The sequence below is a fragment of the Limnohabitans sp. Rim8 genome (assembly GCF_945901735.1).
Classification (GTDB): Bacteria; Pseudomonadota; Gammaproteobacteria; order Burkholderiales; family Burkholderiaceae_C; genus Limnohabitans_A.
In genome coordinates, this window is record NZ_CAMDLM010000001.1 from 20,700 (window position 1) to 43,172 (window position 22,473).

Genomic DNA, 22,473 nt, shown 5'->3' on the forward strand with positions numbered 1-22,473 from the left:
CCTTTAAGCGACGTAGCAAAGCACTTCGCCGCCGACACCGGCTGCACGCGCTTTGCGATCGGTCATCACGCCTTGGGGGGTGGTGACGATGGCCACGCCCAAACCGTTTTGGACTTGGGGAATGGCATCACGGCCTTTGTAAACACGCAGGCCGGGGCGGCTCACGCGCTCAATACGCTCGATAACCGGACGGCCAGCGTAGTACTTCAGGGCGATTTCGAGGGTGGCTTTGCCATCTTCGGTTTTGACTTGGAAGCCATCAATGTAGCCTTCATCTTTCAGCACTTGAACAATGGCCACCTTCACTTTGGAAGAAGGCACCATCACGGCAGCTTTTGCCACCATTTGTGCGTTGCGGATGCGGGTCAACAGATCGGCAATAGGATCACTCATGCTCATGTTGTTATCTCCTGCCGATTACCAGCTGGCTTTGGTCACGCCCGGGATATGGCCAGCGAAGGCCATTTCACGGATTTTGGCGCGACCCAGACCAAATTGACGGAACGTACCACGTGGGCGACCGGTGATTTCACAGCGGTTGCGTTGGCGGGTCGGATTGGCGTTGCGCGGGAGCTTTTGCAGACCCATACGGGCAGCTGCACGGTCCTCATCACTGCGCTTGAAATCGTTGGCGATGGCTTTCAATTCCGCATATTTTTTTGCGTACTTGGCTGCCAATTTTTCACGCTTGAGCTCGCGCTCGATCAAAGCTACTTTAGCCACGTGACACCTCAGTTCTTGAAGGGGAAGCGGAAAGCTGCCAAAAGTGCTTTGCACTCTTCGTCAGACTTGGCCGTGGTGGTGATGCTGATGTTGAGACCGCGCAAGGCATCTACCTTGTCGTACTCAATCTCAGGGAAAATGATCTGTTCTTTGACGCCGATGTTGTAGTTGCCACGACCATCGAAAGCGCGACCAGAAATACCGCGGAAGTCACGCACACGTGGCAAAGCCACGGTCACGAATCGGTCAAGGAATTCATACATCTGAACGCCGCGCAGAGTGACCATGCAACCAATTGGCTGCATTTCACGAATCTTGAAGCCGGCAATGGCTTTCTTGGCCTTGGTGACCACAGGCTTTTGACCTGCAATCTTGGTCAAGTCGCTCACCGCGTGGTCCATGACTTTCTTGTCAGCGACCGCTTCAGACACACCCATGTTCAAGGTGATCTTGGTGATGCGAGGAACCTGCATAGGTGACTTGTAGCCGAATTTGGCTGTCAAGTCAGGTGCGATTTTTTCGCGGAAGATTTGTTGCAAACGTGCCATGCTCATGCCACCTTGATTTCTTCGCCGCTGGACTTGTAAACACGAACGCGTTTGCCGTCAGCCTGCAGTTTGACTCCCACTCGATCTGCCTTACCCGTTGCGGCATTGAAAATGGCCACATTGGACTGGTGAATCGGCATGGCCTTTTCGATGATGCCGCCAGTTGTGCCCTTCATGGGGTTTGGCTTGGCGTGCTTTTTTACGATATTGATACCGTCGATCAAAACATGGGAGTCGGTTGCGCGGGCGGTGACTTTGCCGCGCTTGCCCTTATCCCGACCTGTGATGACGATGATTTCATCGCCTGTGCGAATCTTGTTCATGGCGCGTCCTTACAGTACTTCAGGAGCCAGGGACACGATCTTCATGAACTTCTCGGTACGCAGTTCACGCGTGACCGGACCGAAGATGCGGGTGCCAATAGGCTCCAACTTGGCGTTCAGCAACACGGCTGCGTTGCCATCGAATTTGATGAGGGAGCCATCGCCACGGCGGATGCCCTTGGCAGTGCGAACCACCACAGCACTGTAGATCTCGCCTTTTTTGACGCGACCACGCGGGGCGGCTTCTTTGATGCTCACTTTGATGATGTCGCCAACACTTGCATAACGACGCCTAGACCCGCCGAGCACCTTGATGCACAGCACGGACTTGGCGCCGGTGTTGTCGGCCACATCCAACCGAGATTCTGTCTGGATCATTTCTTTGTTCCCAACTTGTACTCCTAGCAAACTGGCCGAAAAGCCAACCTGCAGGAATCAGTCTTGGACCCGTCATACACTCGGCAAACCACTTGCTGAGCTTCTGTTTGGGCAGATAACTGCGCCTTTTGAAAGGCGAAGCCCACGATTATGCCAGAAAAAATGTCGTGTACAACATGTTGACGAAATTTTCCTGTTTTTAAGCCAGCGCTTTGGCGTTGAACCGCCAGGGTGAGTCCTGCCGACCCCCCTCATGTTTCAGTTTTGAGCCCACGATCGTGAGCGAGCCACGGCTTCTCGCCAACGCTGCGCATGGGCCATTCTTTGGGATTCCTGCCATTGCGGCAAGAATCGCCGCTCCTCTTGCCACTGCGCAGTCAACTCCTCTGCGCCTGACCAATACCCGATGGCCAGCCCCGCCAGATACGTCACCCCGAGCGCCGTGGTCTCACTGATGTGGCTGCGCACCACCGGCACGCCCAACACATTCGCCTGAATTTGCATCAGCAAGTCGTTTTTGCTGGCACCTCCGTCCACCCTCAGCTCGGTCAGCGCCAATCCACTGTCAGCGCTCATGGCACGAAAGACATCGGCCGTCTGCAAGGCAATGGCCTCCAAAGCAGCTCTGGCAATGTGCGCCCGCCCCGTCCCCCGGGTCATGCCCACCAAGGTGCCCCTGGCCTGGCCATCCCAGTCGGGCGTGCCCAATCCGGCAAAAGCGGGAACCAAAAAGACATCTCCCGTGTCCTGCACGCTGGCAGCCAGGGCTTCAACCTGGGCCGCGCTGTCGATGATCTGCAATCCGTCGCGCAACCACTGCACCGTGGCCCCAGCCATGAACACCGAACCTTCTAAGGCGTAGGCCAAGGGCCGCAGCGCAGTGCTTGGACCTTGCCAGGCCACGGTGCTGAGCAATTGGTGTTGACTGGCCACAGGCTGATCGCCCGTGTTCATCAGCATGAAGCAGCCCGTGCCATAAGTGTTTTTGGCCATACCGGGCGCAAAGCAGGCCTGACCGAAAAGGGCCGCCTGCTGATCTCCCGCCCAGCCCGCAATGGGCACACTGCCCCCCAAGCATTGGGTATCGGTCACGGCCACCAGGCCGCATGAGGGCAATATCTGTGGCAAAACAGCGTGTGGAATGTTCAGCAGCGCCAGCATGTCCTCATCCCAGGTGCCGGTTTTCAGGTTGAAAAGCAGCGTACGAGCGGCATTGCTGGGCTCTGTGGCGTGCACCCGCCCGCCCGTCAACTGCCACATCAACCAGCTGTCCACGGTGCCAAAGGCCAATTCGCCCCGCTCGGCCCGCAATCGGGCCCCCGGAACATTGTCCAGTAGCCACGCCAGCTTGGTGCCTGAAAAATAAGCATCAATGACCAAGCCGGTTTTGGCGGCGATGCCCGGGGCGTGGCCTGCAGCGCGCAGGGCCTCGCAAAATCCGGTGGTGCGCCGGTCCTGCCAAACGATGGCCGGGGCCACGGGCTCACCCGTTTGGCGATCCCACAGCACCGTGGTTTCACGCTGGTTGGCGATGCCCAGAGCACGCACCTGGCGGGCCGTGATGCCCGCATGCATCAGCACCTCGCGCAGGACAGCCAATTGGGTTTGCCAGATTTCGTTGGCATCGTGCTCAACCCACCCCGGTTGCGGGAAAAACTGGGTGAATTCGCGCTGTGCCATGGCCACCACCCGGCCACCATGGTCAAACACCACGGCCCGAGAGCTGGTGGTGCCTTGGTCAATTGAGAGCATGTAATCCATGCCCGCAAGATTAGCGCAAAGCCGCTCAGACAAACAGCGACAATTCCCCGATTGACCTTTCAACCCAGACACCTGAGAGACTGACACCATGACTTCTTTTGCGAATCACATGGCCTTTATCGGCGGCGGCAACATGGCCAGCGCCATCATGGGAGGCCTGATCCGCCAAGGCATGAGACCCGATCAATTCACCGTGGTTGAACCCTTTGCCGAAGCCGCCGACAAACTGCTCAAGGACTTTGGCATCACCGCACTGTCCGTTGCAGGCCCTGCTTTGGCCGGTGCGGACTTGGTGGTCTGGGCGGTCAAGCCGCAAATCTTCAGCGAAGCCGCCGCCCCGGTCATGCCCTACACCCGAGGCGCGCTGCACCTGTCGGTGGCGGCGGGCATCCGCACCGACAGCATTTCCCGCTGGGTCGGCACAGATCGGGTGGTGCGCTGCATGCCCAACACCCCGGCACTGGTGGGCCAGGGCGTTACCGGCTTGTTTGCCTGCCCATCGGTCACCCCGACCGACCAGCAACTGGTGGCGCAAGTCATTGGCACGACCGGTCAATACCTGTGGGTGCAGCAGGAATCTTTGCTGGACGCGGTGACCGCCTTGTCGGGCTCCGGCCCTGCCTATGTGTTTTTCTTCCTCGAAGCCATGACCGAAGCGGGCGTGGGCATGGGCCTGAGTGCCGAACAGGCCTATCAACTGGCGGTGGCCACGTTTTCGGGCGCATCTTCCTTGGCGGCGGCGTCCCATGAATCGCCCGAAGTGCTGCGCCAGCGGGTCACCTCGAAAGGCGGCACCACCTATGCAGCCATCAGCGCGATGGAAGCAGCCGGCATCAAACCATCTTTTGTGAGCGCCATGCAGGCGGCTGAGCAACGCGCCCGCGAATTGGGTGATGAATTTGGCAAGGCCTGAACGTGGGTCAACAATCCCTGCCAGTGGCGCTGGACATCAGGTGTAAGACAAGACCAAGCCCGCAAACACGCTGAAGCCCACCCAGTGGTTCAGCCTAAAGGCCTTGAAGCAACCCTCGCGGCTGCGGTCCTTGATCAGCCACACATGCCACATCGCCTGCGCGGCCGCACCGGCCCAACCCGCCCAAAGCCAAGCACCGCGTTCGGACACGTCCAACAACAGCGCCCACAAAACCAAAAAGGCCGCATAGAAGACCGCGATGGCGACCACATCCCATCTGCCCAAGGTGATGGCCGAGGTTTTCATGCCGATCTTCAGATCGTCATCGCGGTCCACCATCGCGTATTCGGTGTCGTAAGCCAGCACCCAAAACAAATTGCCCAAAAGCAAGCCCCAGGCCAGTGTCGGCACTTCGCTTTGGACCGCGGCGAAAGCCATCGGAATCCCAAAACTGAAGGCCACCCCCAACACCGCCTGTGGCATGGACACGAAGCGTTTGGCATAGGGATAAACCACGGTCACCGCCAAAGCGGCAAACGACCAGGCCACGGTTGCGCGGTTGGTGCTAAGCACCAGCACAAAAGCCAGCAGCGCCAGCACCACTCCCAAAACCAGCGCCTCCTTGACGCTCAGACGTCCACTGGTCACTGGGCGTGAGGCCGTGCGTTTGACGTGCTTGTCAAATTCGCGATCAGCCACATCGTTGACGCAGCACCCAGCGCTGCGCATGAGGACGGTGCCCAGCGTGAACACCGCCAACAAATGCCAACCCGGAAAACCGCCAGCAGCCACCCACAAGGCGGACAAAGTCGGCCACAACAACAACAGCCAGCCGGCAGGTCGGTTCCAGCGAATCAGGTCCAAGTAAAGCTTGATTTTGGGGGTCATCCACGAATTATCCGTCCCCAATCAAGCGATGCAGTGCCTGCGGCTTCAAGTCATCGGCCAAGCCGCAGACGGCAACGGGCTCGAACGCGCCAATCCCGACCCGATCACCATCTGCATCAAACGATGTGCAAGCCGCCATCCACCACCAAGGTGCTGCCGGTGATGAACGAGCCCTCTGACGAAGCCATCCACAAAATCGGCCAGGCAATTTCTTCAGGGGTGGCCCAGCGACCCAACAAAGAGCTGTCTTTGCGTTCGGTCTTGAGTTGCTCCACGCTTTTGCCAATTTTTTGTGCGCGTGCGACATGGAAATCCGTCAGCGTTGAGCCGGGGCATACCGCGTTGACGCGAACACCGTGCGCCGCCTCTTCACACGCCAAGGACCGGGTCAAGGCCAGTTGCGCGGCTTTGGTGGCGTCGTACAAGGCCATGCCTTTGCGCCCCTTGACGGCATAACAGGAAGACACATTCACGATGCTGCCGTGGCCGGTGCTGCGCAGGTGCGGCAAAGCAGCATGGCAATAATTCGTGATGCCCACCAGGTTGACGCCCACAATGGCTAGCCACTCGGCCGAAGTGGCCTCCGCGGCTGGCGAATAGTTGCGCATGGCAGCGTTGTTGACCAGGATATCCAAGCCTGCAAAAGCCGCTACGCAGTCGTCCACCGCTTGCAAAGCCAAGGCGCGATCGGTCACGTCCGCCGCCAGGCAGCGCACCTGGGCATTCGGAAAAGCCTGCAAAAGGGCTTGGTGTGTGCGCGTCAGGCCCTGCGCGTCGGCATCGACCAAAAACACCGCCGCACCCTCTTGGCAAAACACATGGGCGGTGGCTGCCCCGATGCCCGAACCGGCCCCGGTGATCAGCGCCACTTGGCCTTGCAAACGTGGCTGCCCCATGCCGCTCACTCCGCCTTGGTGCCGGTGTCTTTGATCACTTTGCCCCAGCGTTTGATTTCCGAGCCAATCCAGTCACGGAACTGGTTGGGCGTGGTGGCCACAATTTCAAACTCCATGTCCAGCAAGCGCTTGGTGATCTCGGGCGAACGAACGATCTTCACGATCTCGCGGTTGTAGCGCTCGATGATGGGCGCAGGCGTGCCGCCCGTGGTCAGAAAACCAATCCATGAGGTGGCTTCGAAGTCGGGGTAACCCGACTCGCTGAGGGTGGGAATGTCGGGCGTGCTGGCAAAGCGCTTGAGGCCCGAAGTCGCCAATAACTTCAAGCGCCCCTCCTTGGCAAACTGCTGCACATTGCCCGGCACAAAGAACCCCGCCTGGATGTTGCCGCCTATCAAATCACTGACCGCAGGCCCAGCGCCACGGTAGGGGATGTGGGTGATGTGGAACCCGGCCGCCGACTTGAACATTTCCATGGTCAGGTGCGAGGCACTGCCCAAAGCCACCGAGCCGTAAGAATACTTGGCTGGGTTGGCCTTGGTCTTCTCGACAAAGTCCTTCACGCTGGTGATGCCCGAGGCCGGGTTGACCACCAGGTATTGCGGCGCTTTGACCATCAAGGTGATGGGGGCCAGATCCTTGACCGGGTCGTAGGGCATTTTGTCGAACAAACTGACATTGATGGCCAATGGGCCGTTGTAGCCAATCAGCAAGGTGTGGCCGTCGGGTGCGGCTTTGGCCACCATGTCGGCGCCAATGTTGCCACCTGCTCCAGGTTTGTTTTCCACCACAAAGGGCTGCCCGAAAACTTCTTGCAGTTTGGGGGCGATCAAGCGCGCCAGCACATCGTTGGTGCTGCCGGTGATGGGCACGATGATGCGCACGGGCTTGGTCGGCGCCCACTCCTGTGCACCCACTGTCATGGCCGAACTCAGGCCCAGAATGGCCAGAGCCCATGTGGCCAAATGCCGACGATTCAAATTTTTCATGTTGTCTCCTGTTGTGCGTGTGTGCAATGAAAAAATGGTCATATCGAAAACACTGGTTCGTCCAGTCCATTGGCCAGGTGCGCTTTGGCCCAAACCATGGGGTCATCGCCCTTGGGCAACAAAACGCCAGCAGGGCGAACATGTTGCTCAGAGGCATCCAATGCCGGGGGCTCAATGCCTTGCTCCAGCGCCACCGCCGCATCGTGCAGCATGCGCCGGGCCATGACGATGGCTCGGTCGGTGGGCAACAGTTTTTCGGCCGCATGGTCCTGGATGGAACCCATACTTTCCTGCAAGGAATAGTCTTGCGCCGAAAACCCGAACACACCGCTGTAAGCGCGTTTTTCCTGCTGGGCCTTGCGGTCCATCAGGTAGTCGTTGTCGCGATTGGCTTTGGGCACAAAACTGCCTGGCGCGTCGTATTCCACATGGATCCCTTTGCCCGCGGCCATGGCTTCGTTTTCTTCGGCGCTCAGCGGCTGCTTGGGTTGCCAATTCATGCTCCAGGCCCAGCACTCGTGGTCGTTGACCGGCACCCAGGCATGGCCGCCGAGCGCGTGGTGGCCAAACGGCGGAATCATGGTGAACCAAGGGAACAACCACTGCGTGATGCGCCAGTAATAACTGTCGGGCTCACCCATGCGACGGCCATACAAGCTCATCCCATACGAGGTCTTCTCGATTTCAAACACCACATTGCCATCGGCCTTGATGTAGTCGAGCGCCTTGACGCCCTGATGCATCGGGTCCGTGTCCACTTCATAGCGGTGCACATACGAGACATGGGCGGTGTCGATGCCACCCTCCATGGCCTGCAGGTAACTGGAATACTGAAGGCGCTTGGAGACGAACACATGGCTATCGGGCAAGGTGCACCACTCCAGCTCGGGCGGCTCGGGCATTTTGTCGGGCGGGCCCATGTAGGTCCAGACAATGCCGCCGCGCTCCACGCAGGGATAGCCTTTGATGTGCATGTGCGCACAGGCCTTGGGGTTGGACGGCACGTCCACACACTGGCCAAGGCCGTCAAACTTGACACCGTGGTACGCGCAGCGGATGCCGTTTTCCTCGTTGCGGCCAAAGTACAGCGAGACACCGCGGTGTGAGCAAAACTCACCAATCATGCAAGCTTGGCCATCGGTGTTGCGAAAGGCCAGCAGCTTTTCGCCCAACAACTCGATGCGCACTTGCGGACCGTCGGCCAGCTCGATTTCGCTGCTGCTCAAAGCGGGCACCCAATAACGCCGCATCAGGTTGCCCATGCGCGTGCCGGGGCCCACTCGAATCAGGGTTTCAGACATGTCCTTGTTCATGAAAAAGCGTCTCCTTGGCTTGAATAAGTGACTGTCACAGTCATGCCCAACTGTGCAGCTTTATTCAAAATGATAATCTTGTCCACCAGACGGACATTCCTATACTCACGGCACACGCAAGGTTTTGAAGGGTTTTGGCATGAGCATCAGCAGCGGCGATGGCGTCCGGGCCGTGGAACGGGCTTTGGACATTTTGAAAGCGTTCTCGGTCAACGAGCACGAACTGAGCGCCGCGCAATTGCTCGAACGCGTCCCCTTGAGTCGGCCTACCTTGTACCGATTGCTGCAAACGCTGGTGCATTCAGGCTTTGTGGTGTCTTCGGGCGAACCCCAGCGGTTCAGGCTCGGCCCAGCGGTGGGGCAGCTCACACACGTCTGGTCGTCAGGTCTGAATGTCTCTGCTGTGGGCCAAGCCATCATGCAGCGCGTGTGGGCCGCCACCCAGGAAACCGTGGCCTTGTTTGTACCGCAAGGCGCCATGCGGCTGTGCGTTGCCGAGTTGGCCAGCCCCCAGGCGCTGAGCTTCAAAAGGGGTGTGGGTTACCAAGAACGCATTGTTTTGGGGGCCAGTGGCCAGGTCATCCTGGCACATGCCAACACCTCCATCGAGGCCATCGAGCGTTATGCCGAAGGCCTGAACCTGGACCCCATCCGCTTGGCGCAAGAGCTGCGCCAAATCAGGAAACGGGGCTACGCCACCAGCAAAAACGCCTTGATTGAAGGGGCCGTGGCCATTGCGGCACCGTTCTTCAACAGCCATGGCCAGGTGGCTGGCTCCATCGCCGTGTTTGGGCCAGGTGCCCGCCTCAAAGAGGGCAAGGTGCGCCAGTTCGGCGCCGTGCTGGTCAAAGAAGCCGCCGCCCTGTCGCAGGCTTTGGGACACACCTGAGCCTGATCGCTTCACAGGGATGGCGGTCTAGGGTTGCCACTGAAGGCCACGAACCCAACCCACGCTCTGAGCGCCGGTGTTGTCGCTGTCGGCCCCAATCAGCACCGCACGTATTTTAGGAACACCTGCCCCTGCAGGCAGCTCATCGGCAAACAAGTTTGCAAAGTCGGCGGCCACGTCGCGGGCTTCTGTTTGCCACTGGGCCAAAGGCGCGCCTTTGCCTTGCAAGCTGATGAAGCGCACGCGCTGCGTGTAAGGGTTAGCGCCTTGCAGGCCCGCGGGATACACGCTGTCCCACACATAGCAAAGCGTGGCGGCTGGCAGGTCTTCGCCACTCACGCTGCGGGCCATGCGCAACAAGGTGCGCTGGGCAAAAGGCACGCGGTCCAGCGGATGGTCAAACATCACACAGACCTTGAGGGCGGCGTCGTCTCCGGCTTTGGTCAAGATGTCGACCGCCCCTTTGCCGCCCGTGAGCGGCTGGTCCAGCCGCCAGAGCCATTGCAGTCGGCCCGGGTTGGCCTTGGGCAGATCGTGCACCCAGGTGCCATACGAAGCGCGGGTGCTGACTTTCAGCGCCCGCTCGCCTTGCACATCGGCCAATTCAAAGCGCGTGGGCGGGATGTCGGCCTTGGATTTGGGAAAGCCCACAAACCGCCATGGGCTGGCGGTTGTGCTGTCGACAGGCACCAAGGGCGCGAGGGTTTGCGCGAGGGCCGATGCCGTGGCGCAAGTTATGCCCAGCGCCAGCAGCGCAGGAGCGTGCTTCAAAAACAGTTTCATCCACGCCGCCAATCGTGGTACTTCTTCACCCAGGCCAGCAGCTTCTGCGGCGCATGGGCACGCTTCCATTCACCTGCCGCATATTTGTTGGCCTCAGACATCGTGGGGTAGGTGTGGATGGTGCCCAAAATCTTGGTCAACCCCAGGCCATGCTTCATGGCCAGCACGTACTCGGCCAGCAAATCTGCCGCGTGGGCACCCACGATGGTCACGCCCAAAATCTTGTCCTTGCCCGGCATGGTGAGCACCTTCACAAAACCGTGGGCCTCGCTGTCTGCGATGGCGCGGTCCAGATCGTCGATGCCGTACTTCGTGACTTCATAGGCAATGTTCTGCTCTTTGGCTTCTTGCTCGTTCAGGCCCACACGCGCCACCTCGGGTTCGATAAAAGTCGCCCACGGAATCACCGAGTAGTCGGCCTTGAACAGCTTCCACTCACCAAACAGCGCGTTCACGGCGGCGTACCACGCTTGGTGCGCGGCGGTGTGGGTGAACTGAAACGGGCCCGCCACGTCGCCTGCGGCGTAGATGTTGGGGTAGATGGTTTGCAGGTACTCGTTGGTGTCTACCGTGCGGTGGGTGGGAATGCCCAAGTCTTCCAGTCCATAACCCTGCAAACGCGCCACGCGGCCCACGGCGCACAGCAGCTGGTCGAACACGATGCGCTGCTCTGCACCGGCGTGTTCCACCACCAAGGTCTTTTCGCCGTCAACCATCTCGCAGCGCAGCGCCTTGTGGCCGGCGAGCACTTGCACGCCATCGGCCTCCAGCGAGGCTTTAGCGAGTTCGCTGACCTCTTCGTCCTCGCGGATCATGATCCGAGCACCCATTTCCACTTGCGTGACATGTGAGCCCAGTCTGGCAAAGCTTTGCGCCAGCTCGCAACCAATCGGGCCACCGCCCAACACCACCAAACGCTGGGGCACTTCATCGAGCTTGGCGAACGCTTCCCACAGGGTGTCGCTGGTCACGTAGCCGACATCGTTTAAGCCGGGCAGTGGCGGCACGAAGGGGCGGGCACCGGCGGCGATCACGATGCTGCGGGCAGTCAAGCGTTGGGTTGACCCATCGTTCAAAGCCACTTCCACCGTCCACGGGTTCACCAGTTTGCCGTAACCCTGCAACACCTCCACGCCCAGGCCGGTGTAGCGCTCGATGCTGTCGTGCGGCGCGATGGCTTTGATCACGTCGTGCACGCGCTGCATCACCGCTTTGAAGCTGAAGCTCGGGGCCGCATCGCTCAGGCCGTACTTCGATGCATGACGCATTTGTTGGGCCAGCTTGGCGCTTTTGATCAGCGCCTTGCTCGGCACACAGCCGTAATTCAAACAGTCGCCACCCATCTTGTGCGCCTCGATCAGTGTGACCTTGGCCTTCACGGCTGCGGCGATGTAGGCGCTGACCAAACCGCCCGCACCGCCGCCGATGACGATCAGGTTGCGGTCAAACGTCTTGGGGCGCACGCTGGCCCAGCGGACATAGACCTGGCGCTTTTGGACGGCAGCCACCACACGCCGCGCCAACAAGGGGAAGATGCCCAGCAACACAAAGCTGCCCAAAAGCACCGGACTCAAAATGCCCTTCACCGATTCGAGCTGCGCCAGTTGCGTGCCCGCGTTCACATACACCGCCGTGCCCGCCAGCATGCCCAGCTGGCTGACCCAGTAATACGTCCAGGTCTTCATGCGCGTGAGGCCCATGAGCAGGTTGATCAGGAAAAATGGCACCACCGGAATCAGGCGCAAAGTGAAGAGGTAAAACGCGCCCTCGCGGTTCACGCCTGCATTGATGTCGGCCAGGCGCTGACCAAAGCGCGCCTCCACCCAGTCGCGCAACAAAAAGCGCGACGCCAAAAACGCCAAGGTCGCGCCCACGGTGGACGCAAACGACACAATCAGCAAACCGGGCCACAAGCCGAAAATAGCCCCACCGGCCAAGGTGATGACCACGGCCCCCGGAATGGACAGCGCTGTCGCCAGCACATAAATCAAGAAATAAACCGCCGCCACCGCAAGCGGCTGCTCGACGTGCAGCTGCGCAAAACTGGCCTGGCTGGCTTTGAGTTGCTCAAAGCTCAAGAAGCGCCCGAGGTCCAGCGCGACAAAGGCACCGATGGCCAGCGCCAGCAAGAGCAGCAAAACAATTTGACGAAGGCGCATAAAAAACTCCAATAGGGTCGGGGCCCGAAAATGAGCACCCCACTCGCGATTTGAACCATAACCGCAGATGCCTTTTATTCGGCACGATAGAGCAATAAGTTACAGCTGCCGCCTTCCCTCATAGGGCTCCAGACCCTTGAAGGCTTGCGCGACAGGCAAAGCCCAGGTTTTTGTAGGAGCCCACCCCCGTGGGCGATGGGCGTGGCACACACCCTATGTCACCCACGCATAGGCCGTATTGCGCCCACCACCTTCCAAGCGGCGCAATACACCACGCGCCAACAAATCATTGATGTCACGCAGCGCCGTGTCGGCCGAACATTGTCCGATGCTGGCCCACTTGGCGTTGTTCAACTTGCCGTCCATGCCGTCGAGCATGCGGTTCAGCACCAATATCTGACGTGCATTCATCGGCGTGTCTGCCCACCTTTGCCAAAACTGCGCCTTGTCCAGCACGCCCACCAACAAACCATCAGCACCCTGAACCGCACGCAACAAGCAGCCCAAAAACCAATCCAGCCACGGGGTCACGTCCATCGTGCCGCGTTGGGTGATTTCGAGTTGCTCGTAATACTGTTTACGCTCGCGCTGAATTTGCGCACTCAGGCTGTAAAAGCGTTGCGCAGAGCCTTCAGCTCGGGCCAAGGCCATGTCGCCCACAGCACGGCTGACGCGGCCATTGCCATCGTCAAACGGGTGCAAAGTCACCAGCCACAAATGCGCCAGCCCAGCGTGCACCAGCGCATCACCCACCGGCCCGGCGTTGAACCACTCCAAAAACGCAGCGGTTTGTGCGGGCAAGGTGTGGGCGGGTGGTGCCTCAAAGTGCACCTTTTCTCGGCCCACCGGGCCCGAGACCACTTGCATCGGACCCGCTGCGTCGTTGCGCCAGGTGCCCACCTGAATCCGCACACGGCCACTGAAACCGGTGGGAAACAGCGCCGCATGCCAGCCAAACAAGCGCTCGGCTGTGAGCGGCTGGGCGTGTTGCTGGGTGGCGTCCAACACCATGTCCACCACGCCATCCACATGGCGGTCAGCGGGTGCAAGCGCACCAATGTCAACCCCTAAGCGCCGGGCGATGGACGAGCGCACCGCCTCTAGGTTGAGCGTTTCACCCTCAATGGCGCTGGTGGTGATGACCTCTTGCGTCAAAGCTTGCACAGTCGCCAGATCGCGCTGCGCCAGCCCCAAGTGGGCCATCCGCCCCACCAACTCACCTTGCGCACGGTGCAACTGTGCCAACGGCCCGGCCAGCGCAGTCGCGTCATAACGCCACTGCGGCCAGTCGGGGCGCTGCCAAAGGTAAGTGCGTTTGCGGGGGGTCTTTTCAGTGAGCATGCGGTGATTATGCGCCACATTCACCGCACATATTGCGGTGAATATGCAACGTATTCACCGCAATCGCCTACATAGAAGCCGCATTCCCGTTGAATTGAAACCCGCTTGCCTATGCCCGCAAGCTCTGCTGCCGAATGTGCTGGTAAACCAATTGCGCCACGTCCACTTTGTCTTGCGGCGTGTAGGGTGGCTCGGGCAGTGACAGGTATGGGGAGATGGTCAATCAGGCTGCTTGGCCGTGGAGGATTTCTACCGGGAGTGCGCCGTTGGCTCTGGCGTCCAACACGACAACTTCTACGGCTGTGCCATCAGCGGCGTAGCTGACATGCGTGTTCCAGTCCTGCGACACCTCGCGTGCAATGGGTTTATCCGAGAGATGAATCACCAAGATGTCATCTTGGTCGTAGTAGGTGGTTTTCATGGGTTAATCCTCCAATACAAATGCGTGCATGACGGTTTTAACGACCACGGCGTCTTCGAGGACCAGCACCGCACAGACCAAATTATCAGTTCGCCCAGGGAGATTTTTATACGCCCACAGATGGGTTGGGTCTTTGAACCGTGTTTCACCAGTGTCAATCACTTGCATCAGCTCCTCGATGGAAATAGCATGATCAAGCAACCGTTTGCGGGCGTGCATGGTCAATACAACAGGCAAATTGAAACGTGTGCTAAACAACATGGGATCAATGTAGCACGCAGACACTATTTTTCAGATGAAGTGGCTGCTCTGCACGAACATACAGCCCGAGACGCAAGCCAAGTCGGCCACGATCGCATGCATGGCCGCGACCAGTGCGCCGCCCAAACTGGCGCCCGAAGGCAGGTTGAGCAAAGTGTCGTAGCGTGCGGCCTCGGGCAGCATCAAAGCGCGGCGCTTGATGAAGTCGCCTTTGACCAGTGGGCGCTTGGGCATGGTGCCCGCCGCCTGCGCGGCCTCGATGGCTTGCAGCGCGGTCTGATAACGGTTGGTGGCGTGCCGCAGAAAAATCACGCCCAACACCGGCATGGAGTATTCGGTGGCCGTGAGGTTGGAGTTGGCACGGAGTTGATCGGCGGCTTCCCACAGGCTGGTTTCAATTTGCGCGATGTTGTGGAAGGCGTTGGCGGTCATCTGTGCGGGGGCTGACTGTTGTTTTTGGCGGTTTGCCGAGGGGCGTTTGGGCGGGGTGGCCAGCGGGGGCGTGAATGATTATGCCCAGCTTTGGTTGGGGGTTGGGGTGGGGTTGAGGGGGCGCATGGGGGTTTACGAGTAAAGGCGTTTTGTAGCTAATTTTTAGTATTTATTTGGTTATAATTGGGCGCTTCGGGCCTGCTGCGCTGGATGGTGCGGTGGGGAGGTTGCAAGGGGTTGGTGCCGGGTTTGGTCTGCAAATTTATACCTGCATGCACGCACAGCGGTTGGTGTGAAACCCATGGCACAAGCCGCTTGCGACGATTTCAACAAAAAGATGTATCGACACGGGCCGGGTGTATCAACCAGGTTTTGCGATCTACATCATGTTAGCCCTTCCAATCAACAACTAGGAGGCACCATGCCCGCACTGAAGACATACCGACTGTTCATCAGTCACTCGTGGACTTACGGCGATGCTTACGAGAAGCTCGTTAAGTTCTTTGATGAGCACCCCAACTTCACTTGGGCAAATTATTCCGTACCAAAGGATGACCCAATCCACAACGCCAAAAACGAGGCAGAGCTGTATGCGGCAATCAAAGCTCAAATTGCTCCAGTCAATTGCGTCGTGATGCTTGCGGGTGTCTACAGCACTTACTCCAAGTGGATCAACAAAGAAATACAGATTTCAAAGACCGACTACAGCAAGCCCATCATTGCTGTCGAGCCATGGGCTTCTGAAAAGACATCGCAGATAGTGAAAGACAATGCTGATGAGATTGTGAAATGGCAAAGCCAATCAATTGTTGATGCCATCCGCAATCACGCCATCTGATCTACGCGGTGACGAATATGGGTCTTATTAGGCAGAACAAAGAGTTGTACGGTGCCGAATTTGAAAAGCATCTCTTTGAGCAGTACAAACTGTATGTCGAGATGGCAGATCGGATCAGTGCAAGACGAATGCTGGCTAATTCATTCTTTGTGGGCGTCCACACAGCGCTAATTACGGCCTTCACAGTCTTGCTAAAGGAAAAAGTACTACAACCAACTTTGCTTGGGCTTACGCCGTTTATCGCAGTAATTCTGCTTTGTTTTGTGTGGTGGCGTGTAGTTCACTCCTATCGGCAACTCAACTCAGGGAAATTCAAGGTTGTCCATGCACTTGAGCAAATGTTGCCAGTTGCGCCATATGACGAGGAGTGGGTTGTACTGGGGGCAGGAAAAGACAGGAAAAAATACCTGCCGCTTACACATGTTGAGAACTGGGTTCCAGTTTGCTTTGGTTTTTTGTATGTCCTCCTTGCTGCCACCTTGTACTGTAAGGGCTAACAAATCATTCCAACGGACTGCCTACGGCAGCCGCTGAATTCAAACGTTAGTCTTCACGGACACACACCTCGATGCCGCCCGCAGAAAAACACGACACCGCCGATGCGGAGGTTGCCGAGGCGACCAAGCACGTGGCCAGGCTCACGAGCCTGGCCTATGTAGGTATAGCTGTCGCCGTCGTAGTGGTTGCGGTCTACGTTTGGCAGTTTCACGGCCCATTGGCCAAGGAACCAGAGAAGTGGGGTCAGTTTGGAGATTACGTCGGGGGCTTGCTCAATCCAACGTTCAGTCTGCTTGCGTTGCTGGCGCTGCTGGCAACTCTCGGTTTACAGGTCCGCGAGCTTCGACTCTCGGTCAAGGAACTACGGAACTCGGCAGAAGCGCTCACTAAGCAGAATGAAACGCTCCGGCAACAGACATTCGAAGGTACGTTTTTTCAGAGTCTGCGCCTCCACAACGACATAGTCGCTTCGATGGAAGTCCTTAATCTGTCCCTGAAGGGGCGCGCCTGCTTTCAGCACTACCTCGGCGAACTCGAAGGTCAACTTATCAACCATGGCGCGATCGAGACATATGAAGCGTTCCTGCCGCACTACGAAATCTTCTATAGGGAACACCAAGCCGCGCTCGGCCACTACTTCAGGCTCTTGTACAACATCGTCAAATTGGTCAAAGGGACGAGCAGCATCGAACAACGCTTCTATACGAATCTCATACGCGCTCAGCTGTCGAGTGCCGAACTCAAGCTGCTCTTCTATAACTGCCTGTCAGACTTGGGAAGCGAGAAGTTCAAACCCCTCGTTGAGGAGTTCGCCTTGCTCAAAACGATGCCAGACACAACGCTCCCTGCGGATGACCTGCTTCACCGCTACTCGCCCGCTGCCTTCGGTGGTAAATACCCTGAGAGTTGGCTGTAACGCGGTGAGGCCTAACCCCTCGCTCAATTTGAGAGACAACGTCATGCGAAAAAGCTGACAGCCTGCTAAGGAATCGACCCACAACATGACAAAGAAATCTGTTCAAGCTCTGCTTGAAGACATCCGTCTTGTAAGTGAGCAAAATTATGAGATCGTCGGAGCCGTTCGAGCCTTAATAAAAATCACCATTGAATCCGCGTCGGAAGAAGTCAAATACGGCGGCATCCTCTTTACTTCAGGCGTCCAGTTTGGTGGCGTCTTCGCCTACAAAGCGCACGTCACTGTCGAATTCGGAAACGGCGCAAAAATCATTGACCCTTTCGGGTTTCTGGAAGGGACAGGAAAGGGGCGTCGGCACGTCAAGTTGATGTCTGTCTCTCAGATCAAGGATAAAAAATTGGCTCAGTATTTATTGCTTGCTTTGCAGGCCACCAAACAGGACAACGCATGAAACTCGGTTACACAATGATCTACGTTCCAAATGTCGCTGCATCTTTGACGTTCTTTGAAGACGCATTTGGTCTGTCACGCCGCTTTCTGCATGAGTCTGGCGATTACGGTGAGCTTGAAACAGGCGAAACAACACTCGCCTTTGCATCACACGAACTAGGGAAAATGAATTTTCCTGCGGGTTTTGTCGCTGCAAGTGAATCCAGTAAACCCCTTGGCGTCGAAATAGCCTTGGTGACGCCGTCTGTTGTCGAGGCGCACGCCAAAGCCCTAACCGCTGGGGCTACCGAGTTGAAAGAACCTGAGACAAAACCATGGGGGCAAGTTGTCTCTTATGTCCGTTGCCCTGATGGAACTTTGGTGGAAATTTGCTCGCCAGTAGGGGGCTCAATTGCGGCTTAACCTCACCCCAACCGCCCATACCCCCACCAAACCCGCATCCCCGTAGTGATGGCACACAACACAGCAAACCCATAAGCCAGCACCGCAAAGTGTTCAGGCCACACGCACATGGCGGCGAAGACGGTGATGGTTTCGGTGGCTTCGGTCAGGCCGCCCAAGAAGTAAAAGCTTTTGCCCGGCAAGGCGGTGTCCGTCAGGCCGCGTTTTTCGGCCAGTGCGGCGAAGGCCAAAAAGCTGCTGCCGGTGCCGATGAAGCTGGCCAGCAGGGCGGCAGCGGGCAGGGCGTTGGTGGCGGGGTTGGCCACCGCAAAGGCCAGGGGGATGGAGGCATAAAACACGAAGTCGAGCGCGATGTCCAGGAAGCCGCCCGCGTCGGTGGGCTGGGTCAGGCGGGCCACGCTGCCGTCCAGGCCGTCGAGCAAGCGCGAGGCCAGCAGCAGCGCCAAGCCCCACCACCACGCTTGCAACGCAATGGCCACGGCGGCGGCCATGCCGATGGCAAAGCCCAACCAGGTCAGCGCGTCGGCGCTGATGCCTGCGCGCACCAAGCCGCGTGCGGCGGCGTTTAGCGCGGGGCGCAAGAGGGTTTGGGCGTGGCGGTCAAACATGGCGGTCAAACATGGCGGTCAAACATGGCTTGGGCTTTCTTCGGTGGCGCGCAAGTGCAGCACGCGCTGCGCGTCGGCCACGTCTTGTGCGTCGTGCGTGACCAGCACCACCGGGATGCGCCGCTCGCGCACATGCGCAAACACCCACGGGCGCAGCTGGGCGCGCAAGGCGGCGTCGAGTTTGGAAAACGGCTCGTCGAGCAGCAGCGCTTGCGGCTCGGCCAACAAAGCACGCATGAGCGCCACACGCGCGCGCTGCCCGCCCGAGAGCGTGGACGGGTCGCGCTCGCCCATGCCGCTCAGCTCTGCTTCTTGCAGCGCTTGTTGCACGCGGGCTTGGCGCTGCGCGGTGCTGGCCTTGGTGCCCCTGACGTCATTGACGGGCACGGCAAACAGCAGGTTCTCGGCCACCGTCATGTGCGGGAAAAGCAAGGCGTCTTGAAACACCAAACCCACGCCGCGTTGGTGGGTGGGGAGGTGCGAGAGTTCGCGGCCATTGAGTTGCACCGTGCCTTGCAGCTGCAGTGGCAACAGCCCTTCGGACACGCTGGTCAGCGTGCCCGCTATTGACGCGAGCACCGAGCTTTTGCCGCAACCGCTCGGGCCCATGAGCGTGAGGATTTCGCCGGGCGGCACGTCTAGGCGCAGGCCGCTCACCAGCGCGTAATGCGCGCTGCCCAAGCGTTCGATGTGAACGTGCAGGCCGTCGTTCATGCCGTCTTTCATGCCGTGATCAAGGCCATCGGGTGGGGTGTCGGTCATGGTGTGGCTTTCATGGGGGCGATCTTCTCAAATCTGCGGGGCCTGCCCAGCCACGCGGCCAGCGCAAAGGCGGCGATGGGCAAAAGCATTTGCAGCGCGGCGTAGGCGCTCATGAGCGAGCGTTGCGCACCTGCAGCCAAGGTGACGGCTTCGGTGGTGACGGTGGCAAAGCGGCCCGCGCCCACATAGAGCGTGGGCAGGTATTGCGCCACGCTGACCGCAAAGCCCACGGCCCAAGCCGAGGCGATGGCGCGTTGGAGCAATGGCCACTTCACACGCCACAAATACACCCAGCGGCCCTGGCCCAAGCTGGCCACCAGCGCGGCTTGGCGCGGGTCCACCGCCTGATACGCAGGCACCAGCGCCAGCACCACATAGGGCAAGACCATGACCGCGTGCGCCAGGCTCAGGCCCAGCCATTGGCCTTCAAGGCGGGTATGCAGCGCCAGGCTGTACAAGCCCACCACCCACAGCACCGAAGGCAAGACCAGCGGCAACAAGAACCAGGGTTGCAAGGCCTGCTGCCAGCGGCGCGGGGCCAGCTCCAGCCAGGCCACTGACCACAACAAACACACACTGGCCGACGCCACGCCCAGGCCCAAGGTGGTCCACACGGTGTGGGCGCTGCTGGCCACTTGTTGCCAGGCGCTGAGCGTCCACAACTCGGGCCACACTTGGGGGAAAGGCCACACGCCCGAGACACTGCCCACGGTCAGGGCGAACCAGACGGCGATGTAGGTGCTGAGGATCAGCGTCCAAACGACATTTGGCGACCACCCCACCACAAAACTTGGCTTGGGCAGGTGCGCTGCCCAAGCCAGCATCAGGCGCTGGCCATAGCCCCGCATTCGCCGCGAGGACGCAGCTCCTACAAGCCAAGCCGTGACCACGCCCGCCACCAACACCGTGCCCGTCAACCACCCCGCCGCCGCCACGCCTTGCGCTTGCGTGAGCAGGTCGGCATCGCTCAGCCATTGCCAGGTCAGCACCGCCAAGGTGGGTGGTGATGCGGGGCCGATGATGAGCGCCATGTCGACCACCGTGAGGCCATAGGCCAGCACCGCCAAGAGCGGCCAGCGCAGGCGCGAGGCCAGTTGCGGCCAGATGATTTGTGCAAAGGCTTGTGCGGGCGTGCGGCCCAGGGTTTGGGCGAGCGCGTATTCGGCTTGCCAGCGGCGGCGCAGGTCTTCGCGTTGCATTTGGGTGGCAGCCACCCACAGCAAAAACGGCACCTCTTTGAGCCACAGCGCCAGGATCAGCCCCAGGCCCCACGGGTCTTGTGTGGTGAACCAAGGCGGCGGTGCGTCAAAGCCCGTGAGGCCCGGCGACACCAGCCGCAGTGCCCAACCGCTGGGCGAGAGCCACAGCACCAAGCCGATGGCCATGGCGGCGTGCGGCGTGGCCAGCAAGGCAGGCAGATGCAACAGCCAGCGCCCCAGTTGTTGGCGGATGAAGCCGCTGGTCAGCACATGCGCCACCGTGATCCAGGCCAAGGCGGTCGAGGCCAAACCGGTCCACAGCGTCATGCCCCAGGCGCGCCCAATTTGCGGGTCGGCCCACAGGGCTTGCCAAGCGGTGGCATGGAGCATTTGCGCGCCCATCGCCCACAGCGCTGCGCCAATGGGCACGGCCGCCAGCAGCGCCAGCAGCAAAGGTCCAAGCACCTTCAAGTTGGGCATGTCACACGCCGTAACGGCGTGTCCATTCTTTTTCGAGCGCATCGACCCACGAAGCGTGCGGCTCGGGCAGTGCGGGGGCGCTTTGGGCCAGCTGCCCGGGGCGCATGGCCGATGCAAAGCGGGCGCGTTCGGCCGCAGGCAGGCGCGCCACATCGAGCACGGTGGGGTCGCCCCACACGTCGATGTCGGCTTTGCGCGCTTGGGCGGCGGGCGAGAGCAAAAAGTTGGCCACGACTTGTGCGCCCGCTTTGCTGGGCGCGTTGTAGGGGATGGCCACAAAGTGCGTGTTGCCAATGGTGCCCTTGGCGAACTGCCAGCTTTGCACCGCGGCGCTCAGGCGCTTGGCGGCGATCTCGTTGGCGGCTTCATTGGGGTTGAACGTGAGGGCCAGCAGCAGCTCGCCGTCGGCCATCATCTGGCGCTGGGCGGCCGAATTTTGCGGGAACTGTTTGCCACCGCGCCACAGGTGCGGGTGCAGCGCATCCAGAAAACGCCACAGCGGCGCGGCTTGTGCCTCCAGTGCGGCGGCAGTCACGGGCTGGGCCAGCGCTTTCACATCCGGCGCGTGCTCGATCAAGGCCTGCTTGACGAAGGTGGTGCCATGGAAGTTGGGCGGGCGCGGGTAGGTGATGCGCCCCGGCTGGCTGCGGGCAAGCGCCAGCAGCTCATTCATGCTTTGCGGCAGTTGGGGCAGGCGTTTGGCGTCGGCAAAAAACGTCAGCTGCGCCATGCCCCAGGGCGACTCCAGCCCGTCGGTGGGCACCGAAAAATCCACCAGCGTGGTGGGCTTGCCCACGGTGTCCACCCACTGGAAGTTGGGCAGGGTTGGCGCAAAGGGCGCAGACAACAAAGCATCGCGTTTCATGGCGGCAAAGTTTTCGCCGTTGATCCAGATCAGGTCCACCGTGCCTTCGGTGTCTTTGCGCCCGGCTTGCTTTTCGGCGCGGACCCGCTTGACCACATCGGCCGCGTCGCTGATCTTGACGTGCTGCAACTTGACGCCGAAGTCCCGCTGCAACTCACCCGATACCCATTGCAGGTAAGCGTTGATGCGCTCGCTGCCCGCCCAGGCGTTGAAGTAAACGGTCTGGCCACGTGCGGCGCGCAGGGTCTCGGGCCAGAAGGGGGTCAAAGTCGTGGGCGAAGTCGGGGTGCCCTGCGCCCATGTGGGCGTGACACTGGGCACCAGCACAGCGGCCCCCAAGAGCGTGAGAGATTGGCGACGATTGAACAGGTTCATGAAGTCATCCGGGTCAGTGGCCCAAAAGGCCTGATTCTCGCTGAGCCGAAGAGGCCACGGGG

27 protein-coding genes are annotated in these 22,473 nt (G+C 59.7%); 7 read left to right on the top strand and 20 right to left on the bottom strand.

Going from position 1 to position 22,473, the window contains the following annotated elements; genetic code table 11:
- Positions 1-3: 3 nt before the first annotated feature.
- From rpsH to glpK, 6 genes are all read right to left on the bottom strand, one after another.
- Positions 4-399: a 30S ribosomal protein S8 gene (gene rpsH, locus Q0O99_RS00175; RefSeq protein WP_293747309.1), complete on the bottom strand. Its 396-nt coding sequence runs from the start codon at positions 397-399 to the stop codon at positions 4-6.
- An 18-nt stretch (positions 400-417) separates the two neighbouring features.
- A complete protein-coding gene (gene rpsN / locus Q0O99_RS00180; RefSeq protein WP_293747684.1) occupies positions 418-723 on the bottom strand; it encodes a 30S ribosomal protein S14 in 306 nt (101 codons plus the stop codon).
- 8 nt (positions 724-731) lie between these two features.
- Positions 732-1,271: a 50S ribosomal protein L5 gene (gene rplE / locus Q0O99_RS00185; protein WP_293747311.1), complete on the bottom strand. Its 540-nt coding sequence runs from the start codon at positions 1,269-1,271 to the stop codon at positions 732-734.
- A gap of 2 nt (positions 1,272-1,273) precedes the next feature.
- Positions 1,274-1,594, bottom strand: a complete 321-nt coding sequence (gene rplX, locus Q0O99_RS00190; protein ID WP_108354460.1) for a 50S ribosomal protein L24 — start codon at positions 1,592-1,594, stop codon at positions 1,274-1,276.
- A 9-nt stretch (positions 1,595-1,603) separates the two neighbouring features.
- Entirely contained in the window at positions 1,604-1,972 is a 369-nt protein-coding gene (gene rplN / locus Q0O99_RS00195; RefSeq protein WP_108354459.1) for a 50S ribosomal protein L14, read from the bottom strand.
- A gap of 258 nt (positions 1,973-2,230) precedes the next feature.
- Positions 2,231-3,733 carry a glycerol kinase GlpK gene (gene glpK, locus Q0O99_RS00200; protein ID WP_293747317.1) on the bottom strand — a complete coding sequence of 501 codons (1,503 nt, stop codon included), beginning with the start codon at positions 3,731-3,733 and terminating at the stop codon, positions 2,231-2,233.
- 88 nt (positions 3,734-3,821) lie between these two features.
- On the opposite strand from glpK, the gene proC reads away from it, so the two are divergent.
- On the top strand, positions 3,822-4,646 hold the full coding sequence (gene proC / locus Q0O99_RS00205; RefSeq protein ID WP_293747319.1) for a pyrroline-5-carboxylate reductase: 825 nt from the start codon (positions 3,822-3,824) through the stop codon (positions 4,644-4,646).
- A gap of 36 nt (positions 4,647-4,682) precedes the next feature.
- On the opposite strand, the gene ubiA is transcribed toward proC, so the two are convergent.
- From ubiA to Q0O99_RS00225, 4 genes are all read right to left on the bottom strand, one after another.
- Complete coding sequence (ubiA, locus tag Q0O99_RS00210; RefSeq protein WP_293747321.1) at positions 4,683-5,534, bottom strand: 4-hydroxybenzoate octaprenyltransferase; 852 nt, start codon at positions 5,532-5,534, stop codon at positions 4,683-4,685.
- Positions 5,535-5,650: 116 nt separating this feature from the next.
- Entirely contained in the window at positions 5,651-6,430 is a 780-nt protein-coding gene (locus Q0O99_RS00215; RefSeq protein ID WP_293747323.1) for an SDR family NAD(P)-dependent oxidoreductase, read from the bottom strand.
- Positions 6,431-6,435: 5 nt separating this feature from the next.
- Positions 6,436-7,419 carry a tripartite tricarboxylate transporter substrate binding protein gene (locus Q0O99_RS00220; RefSeq protein ID WP_293747325.1) on the bottom strand — a complete coding sequence of 328 codons (984 nt, stop codon included), beginning with the start codon at positions 7,417-7,419 and terminating at the stop codon, positions 6,436-6,438.
- A gap of 38 nt (positions 7,420-7,457) precedes the next feature.
- Positions 7,458-8,720 carry a Rieske 2Fe-2S domain-containing protein gene (locus tag Q0O99_RS00225; RefSeq protein WP_293747327.1) on the bottom strand — a complete coding sequence of 421 codons (1,263 nt, stop codon included), beginning with the start codon at positions 8,718-8,720 and terminating at the stop codon, positions 7,458-7,460.
- Between the two features lie 151 nt (positions 8,721-8,871).
- Here Q0O99_RS00225 and Q0O99_RS00230 point away from each other — a divergent pair, with 151 nt between their 5' ends.
- Complete coding sequence (locus Q0O99_RS00230) at positions 8,872-9,621, top strand: IclR family transcriptional regulator (RefSeq protein ID WP_293747329.1); 750 nt, start codon at positions 8,872-8,874, stop codon at positions 9,619-9,621.
- A gap of 27 nt (positions 9,622-9,648) precedes the next feature.
- Here the strand turns inward: Q0O99_RS00230 and Q0O99_RS00235 are convergent, their stop codons facing one another.
- The 6 genes from Q0O99_RS00235 to Q0O99_RS00260 form a co-directional block, all read right to left on the bottom strand.
- Positions 9,649-10,404 carry a DUF3047 domain-containing protein gene (locus tag Q0O99_RS00235; protein ID WP_293747331.1) on the bottom strand — a complete coding sequence of 252 codons (756 nt, stop codon included), beginning with the start codon at positions 10,402-10,404 and terminating at the stop codon, positions 9,649-9,651.
- The gene (locus Q0O99_RS00240) at positions 10,401-12,563 is read right to left on the bottom strand and encodes an FAD-dependent oxidoreductase (protein ID WP_293747333.1); all 2,163 of its coding nucleotides are present in this window, start codon (positions 12,561-12,563) and stop codon (positions 10,401-10,403) included. The genes Q0O99_RS00235 and Q0O99_RS00240 overlap by 4 nt, the downstream gene beginning before the upstream one ends.
- 213 nt (positions 12,564-12,776) lie before the next feature.
- Entirely contained in the window at positions 12,777-13,904 is a 1,128-nt protein-coding gene (locus Q0O99_RS00245) for a Fic family protein (protein WP_293747335.1), read from the bottom strand.
- A 223-nt stretch (positions 13,905-14,127) separates the two neighbouring features.
- A complete protein-coding gene (locus Q0O99_RS00250; RefSeq protein WP_053173388.1) occupies positions 14,128-14,325 on the bottom strand; it encodes a DUF2283 domain-containing protein in 198 nt (65 codons plus the stop codon).
- A 3-nt stretch (positions 14,326-14,328) separates the two neighbouring features.
- The gene (locus Q0O99_RS00255) at positions 14,329-14,586 is read right to left on the bottom strand and encodes a DUF4258 domain-containing protein (protein ID WP_293747338.1); all 258 of its coding nucleotides are present in this window, start codon (positions 14,584-14,586) and stop codon (positions 14,329-14,331) included.
- A 30-nt stretch (positions 14,587-14,616) separates the two neighbouring features.
- The gene (locus Q0O99_RS00260; protein ID WP_293747340.1) at positions 14,617-15,018 is read right to left on the bottom strand and encodes a type I restriction-modification system subunit M N-terminal domain-containing protein; all 402 of its coding nucleotides are present in this window, start codon (positions 15,016-15,018) and stop codon (positions 14,617-14,619) included.
- 421 nt (positions 15,019-15,439) lie between these two features.
- On the opposite strand from Q0O99_RS00260, the gene Q0O99_RS00265 reads away from it, so the two are divergent.
- From Q0O99_RS00265 to Q0O99_RS00285, 5 genes are all read left to right on the top strand, one after another.
- Positions 15,440-15,856 (top strand): TIR domain-containing protein, encoded by a 417-nt coding sequence (locus tag Q0O99_RS00265; RefSeq protein ID WP_293747342.1) that lies wholly within the window; start codon positions 15,440-15,442, stop codon positions 15,854-15,856.
- Positions 15,857-15,900: 44 nt separating this feature from the next.
- A complete protein-coding gene (locus Q0O99_RS00270) occupies positions 15,901-16,353 on the top strand; it encodes a hypothetical protein (protein WP_293747344.1) in 453 nt (150 codons plus the stop codon).
- A gap of 71 nt (positions 16,354-16,424) precedes the next feature.
- Positions 16,425-17,270 carry a putative phage abortive infection protein gene (locus Q0O99_RS00275; RefSeq protein ID WP_293747346.1) on the top strand — a complete coding sequence of 282 codons (846 nt, stop codon included), beginning with the start codon at positions 16,425-16,427 and terminating at the stop codon, positions 17,268-17,270.
- An 85-nt stretch (positions 17,271-17,355) separates the two neighbouring features.
- Positions 17,356-17,721, top strand: coding sequence for a DUF1801 domain-containing protein (locus Q0O99_RS00280; RefSeq protein ID WP_293747348.1), 366 nt, complete (start codon positions 17,356-17,358; stop codon positions 17,719-17,721).
- A complete protein-coding gene (locus Q0O99_RS00285) occupies positions 17,718-18,122 on the top strand; it encodes a VOC family protein (protein ID WP_293747350.1) in 405 nt (134 codons plus the stop codon). Before Q0O99_RS00280 ends, Q0O99_RS00285 begins: the two co-directional genes overlap by 4 nt.
- 2 nt (positions 18,123-18,124) lie before the next feature.
- On the opposite strand, the gene Q0O99_RS00290 is transcribed toward Q0O99_RS00285, so the two are convergent.
- From Q0O99_RS00290 to Q0O99_RS00305, 4 genes are read right to left on the bottom strand one after another with little or no spacing between them, the layout of a single operon-like run.
- Positions 18,125-18,730, bottom strand: a complete 606-nt coding sequence (locus tag Q0O99_RS00290; RefSeq protein ID WP_293747352.1) for a CDP-alcohol phosphatidyltransferase family protein — start codon at positions 18,728-18,730, stop codon at positions 18,125-18,127.
- Between the two features lie 18 nt (positions 18,731-18,748).
- The gene (locus Q0O99_RS00295) at positions 18,749-19,492 is read right to left on the bottom strand and encodes an ATP-binding cassette domain-containing protein (protein ID WP_293747354.1); all 744 of its coding nucleotides are present in this window, start codon (positions 19,490-19,492) and stop codon (positions 18,749-18,751) included.
- Entirely contained in the window at positions 19,489-21,171 is a 1,683-nt protein-coding gene (locus tag Q0O99_RS00300) for an ABC transporter permease (protein WP_293747356.1), read from the bottom strand. Before Q0O99_RS00300 ends, Q0O99_RS00295 begins: the two co-directional genes overlap by 4 nt.
- 1 nt (position 21,172) lies before the next feature.
- Entirely contained in the window at positions 21,173-22,411 is a 1,239-nt protein-coding gene (locus tag Q0O99_RS00305; protein ID WP_293747358.1) for an ABC transporter substrate-binding protein, read from the bottom strand.
- Positions 22,412-22,473: the final 62 nt, after the last annotated feature.

Coding starts and splice junctions, on each gene's coding strand:
- rpsH (WP_293747309.1), bottom strand. CDS start 399: ATGAGCATGAGTGATCCTATTGCCGATCTGTTGACCCGCATCCGCAAC.
- rplE (WP_293747311.1), bottom strand. CDS start 1,271: ATGGCACGTTTGCAACAAATCTTCCGCGAAAAAATCGCACCTGACTTG.
- rplX (WP_108354460.1), bottom strand. CDS start 1,594: ATGAACAAGATTCGCACAGGCGATGAAATCATCGTCATCACAGGTCGG.
- rplN (WP_108354459.1), bottom strand. CDS start 1,972: ATGATCCAGACAGAATCTCGGTTGGATGTGGCCGACAACACCGGCGCC.
- glpK (WP_293747317.1), bottom strand. CDS start 3,733: ATGGATTACATGCTCTCAATTGACCAAGGCACCACCAGCTCTCGGGCC.
- proC (WP_293747319.1), top strand. CDS start 3,822: ATGACTTCTTTTGCGAATCACATGGCCTTTATCGGCGGCGGCAACATG.
- ubiA (WP_293747321.1), bottom strand. CDS start 5,534: ATGACCCCCAAAATCAAGCTTTACTTGGACCTGATTCGCTGGAACCGA.
- Q0O99_RS00215 (WP_293747323.1), bottom strand. CDS start 6,430: ATGGGGCAGCCACGTTTGCAAGGCCAAGTGGCGCTGATCACCGGGGCC.
- Q0O99_RS00220 (WP_293747325.1), bottom strand. CDS start 7,419: ATGAAAAATTTGAATCGTCGGCATTTGGCCACATGGGCTCTGGCCATT.
- Q0O99_RS00225 (WP_293747327.1), bottom strand. CDS start 8,720: ATGTCTGAAACCCTGATTCGAGTGGGCCCCGGCACGCGCATGGGCAAC.
- Q0O99_RS00230 (WP_293747329.1), top strand. CDS start 8,872: ATGAGCATCAGCAGCGGCGATGGCGTCCGGGCCGTGGAACGGGCTTTG.
- Q0O99_RS00235 (WP_293747331.1), bottom strand. CDS start 10,404: ATGAAACTGTTTTTGAAGCACGCTCCTGCGCTGCTGGCGCTGGGCATA.
- Q0O99_RS00240 (WP_293747333.1), bottom strand. CDS start 12,563: ATGCGCCTTCGTCAAATTGTTTTGCTGCTCTTGCTGGCGCTGGCCATC.
- Q0O99_RS00245 (WP_293747335.1), bottom strand. CDS start 13,904: ATGCTCACTGAAAAGACCCCCCGCAAACGCACTTACCTTTGGCAGCGC.
- Q0O99_RS00250 (WP_053173388.1), bottom strand. CDS start 14,325: ATGAAAACCACCTACTACGACCAAGATGACATCTTGGTGATTCATCTC.
- Q0O99_RS00255 (WP_293747338.1), bottom strand. CDS start 14,586: ATGTTGTTTAGCACACGTTTCAATTTGCCTGTTGTATTGACCATGCAC.
- Q0O99_RS00260 (WP_293747340.1), bottom strand. CDS start 15,018: ATGACCGCCAACGCCTTCCACAACATCGCGCAAATTGAAACCAGCCTG.
- Q0O99_RS00265 (WP_293747342.1), top strand. CDS start 15,440: ATGCCCGCACTGAAGACATACCGACTGTTCATCAGTCACTCGTGGACT.
- Q0O99_RS00275 (WP_293747346.1), top strand. CDS start 16,425: ATGCCGCCCGCAGAAAAACACGACACCGCCGATGCGGAGGTTGCCGAG.
- Q0O99_RS00280 (WP_293747348.1), top strand. CDS start 17,356: ATGACAAAGAAATCTGTTCAAGCTCTGCTTGAAGACATCCGTCTTGTA.
- Q0O99_RS00285 (WP_293747350.1), top strand. CDS start 17,718: ATGAAACTCGGTTACACAATGATCTACGTTCCAAATGTCGCTGCATCT.
- Q0O99_RS00290 (WP_293747352.1), bottom strand. CDS start 18,730: ATGTTTGACCGCCACGCCCAAACCCTCTTGCGCCCCGCGCTAAACGCC.
- Q0O99_RS00295 (WP_293747354.1), bottom strand. CDS start 19,492: ATGACCGACACCCCACCCGATGGCCTTGATCACGGCATGAAAGACGGC.
- Q0O99_RS00300 (WP_293747356.1), bottom strand. CDS start 21,171: ATGCCCAACTTGAAGGTGCTTGGACCTTTGCTGCTGGCGCTGCTGGCG.
- Q0O99_RS00305 (WP_293747358.1), bottom strand. CDS start 22,411: ATGAACCTGTTCAATCGTCGCCAATCTCTCACGCTCTTGGGGGCCGCT.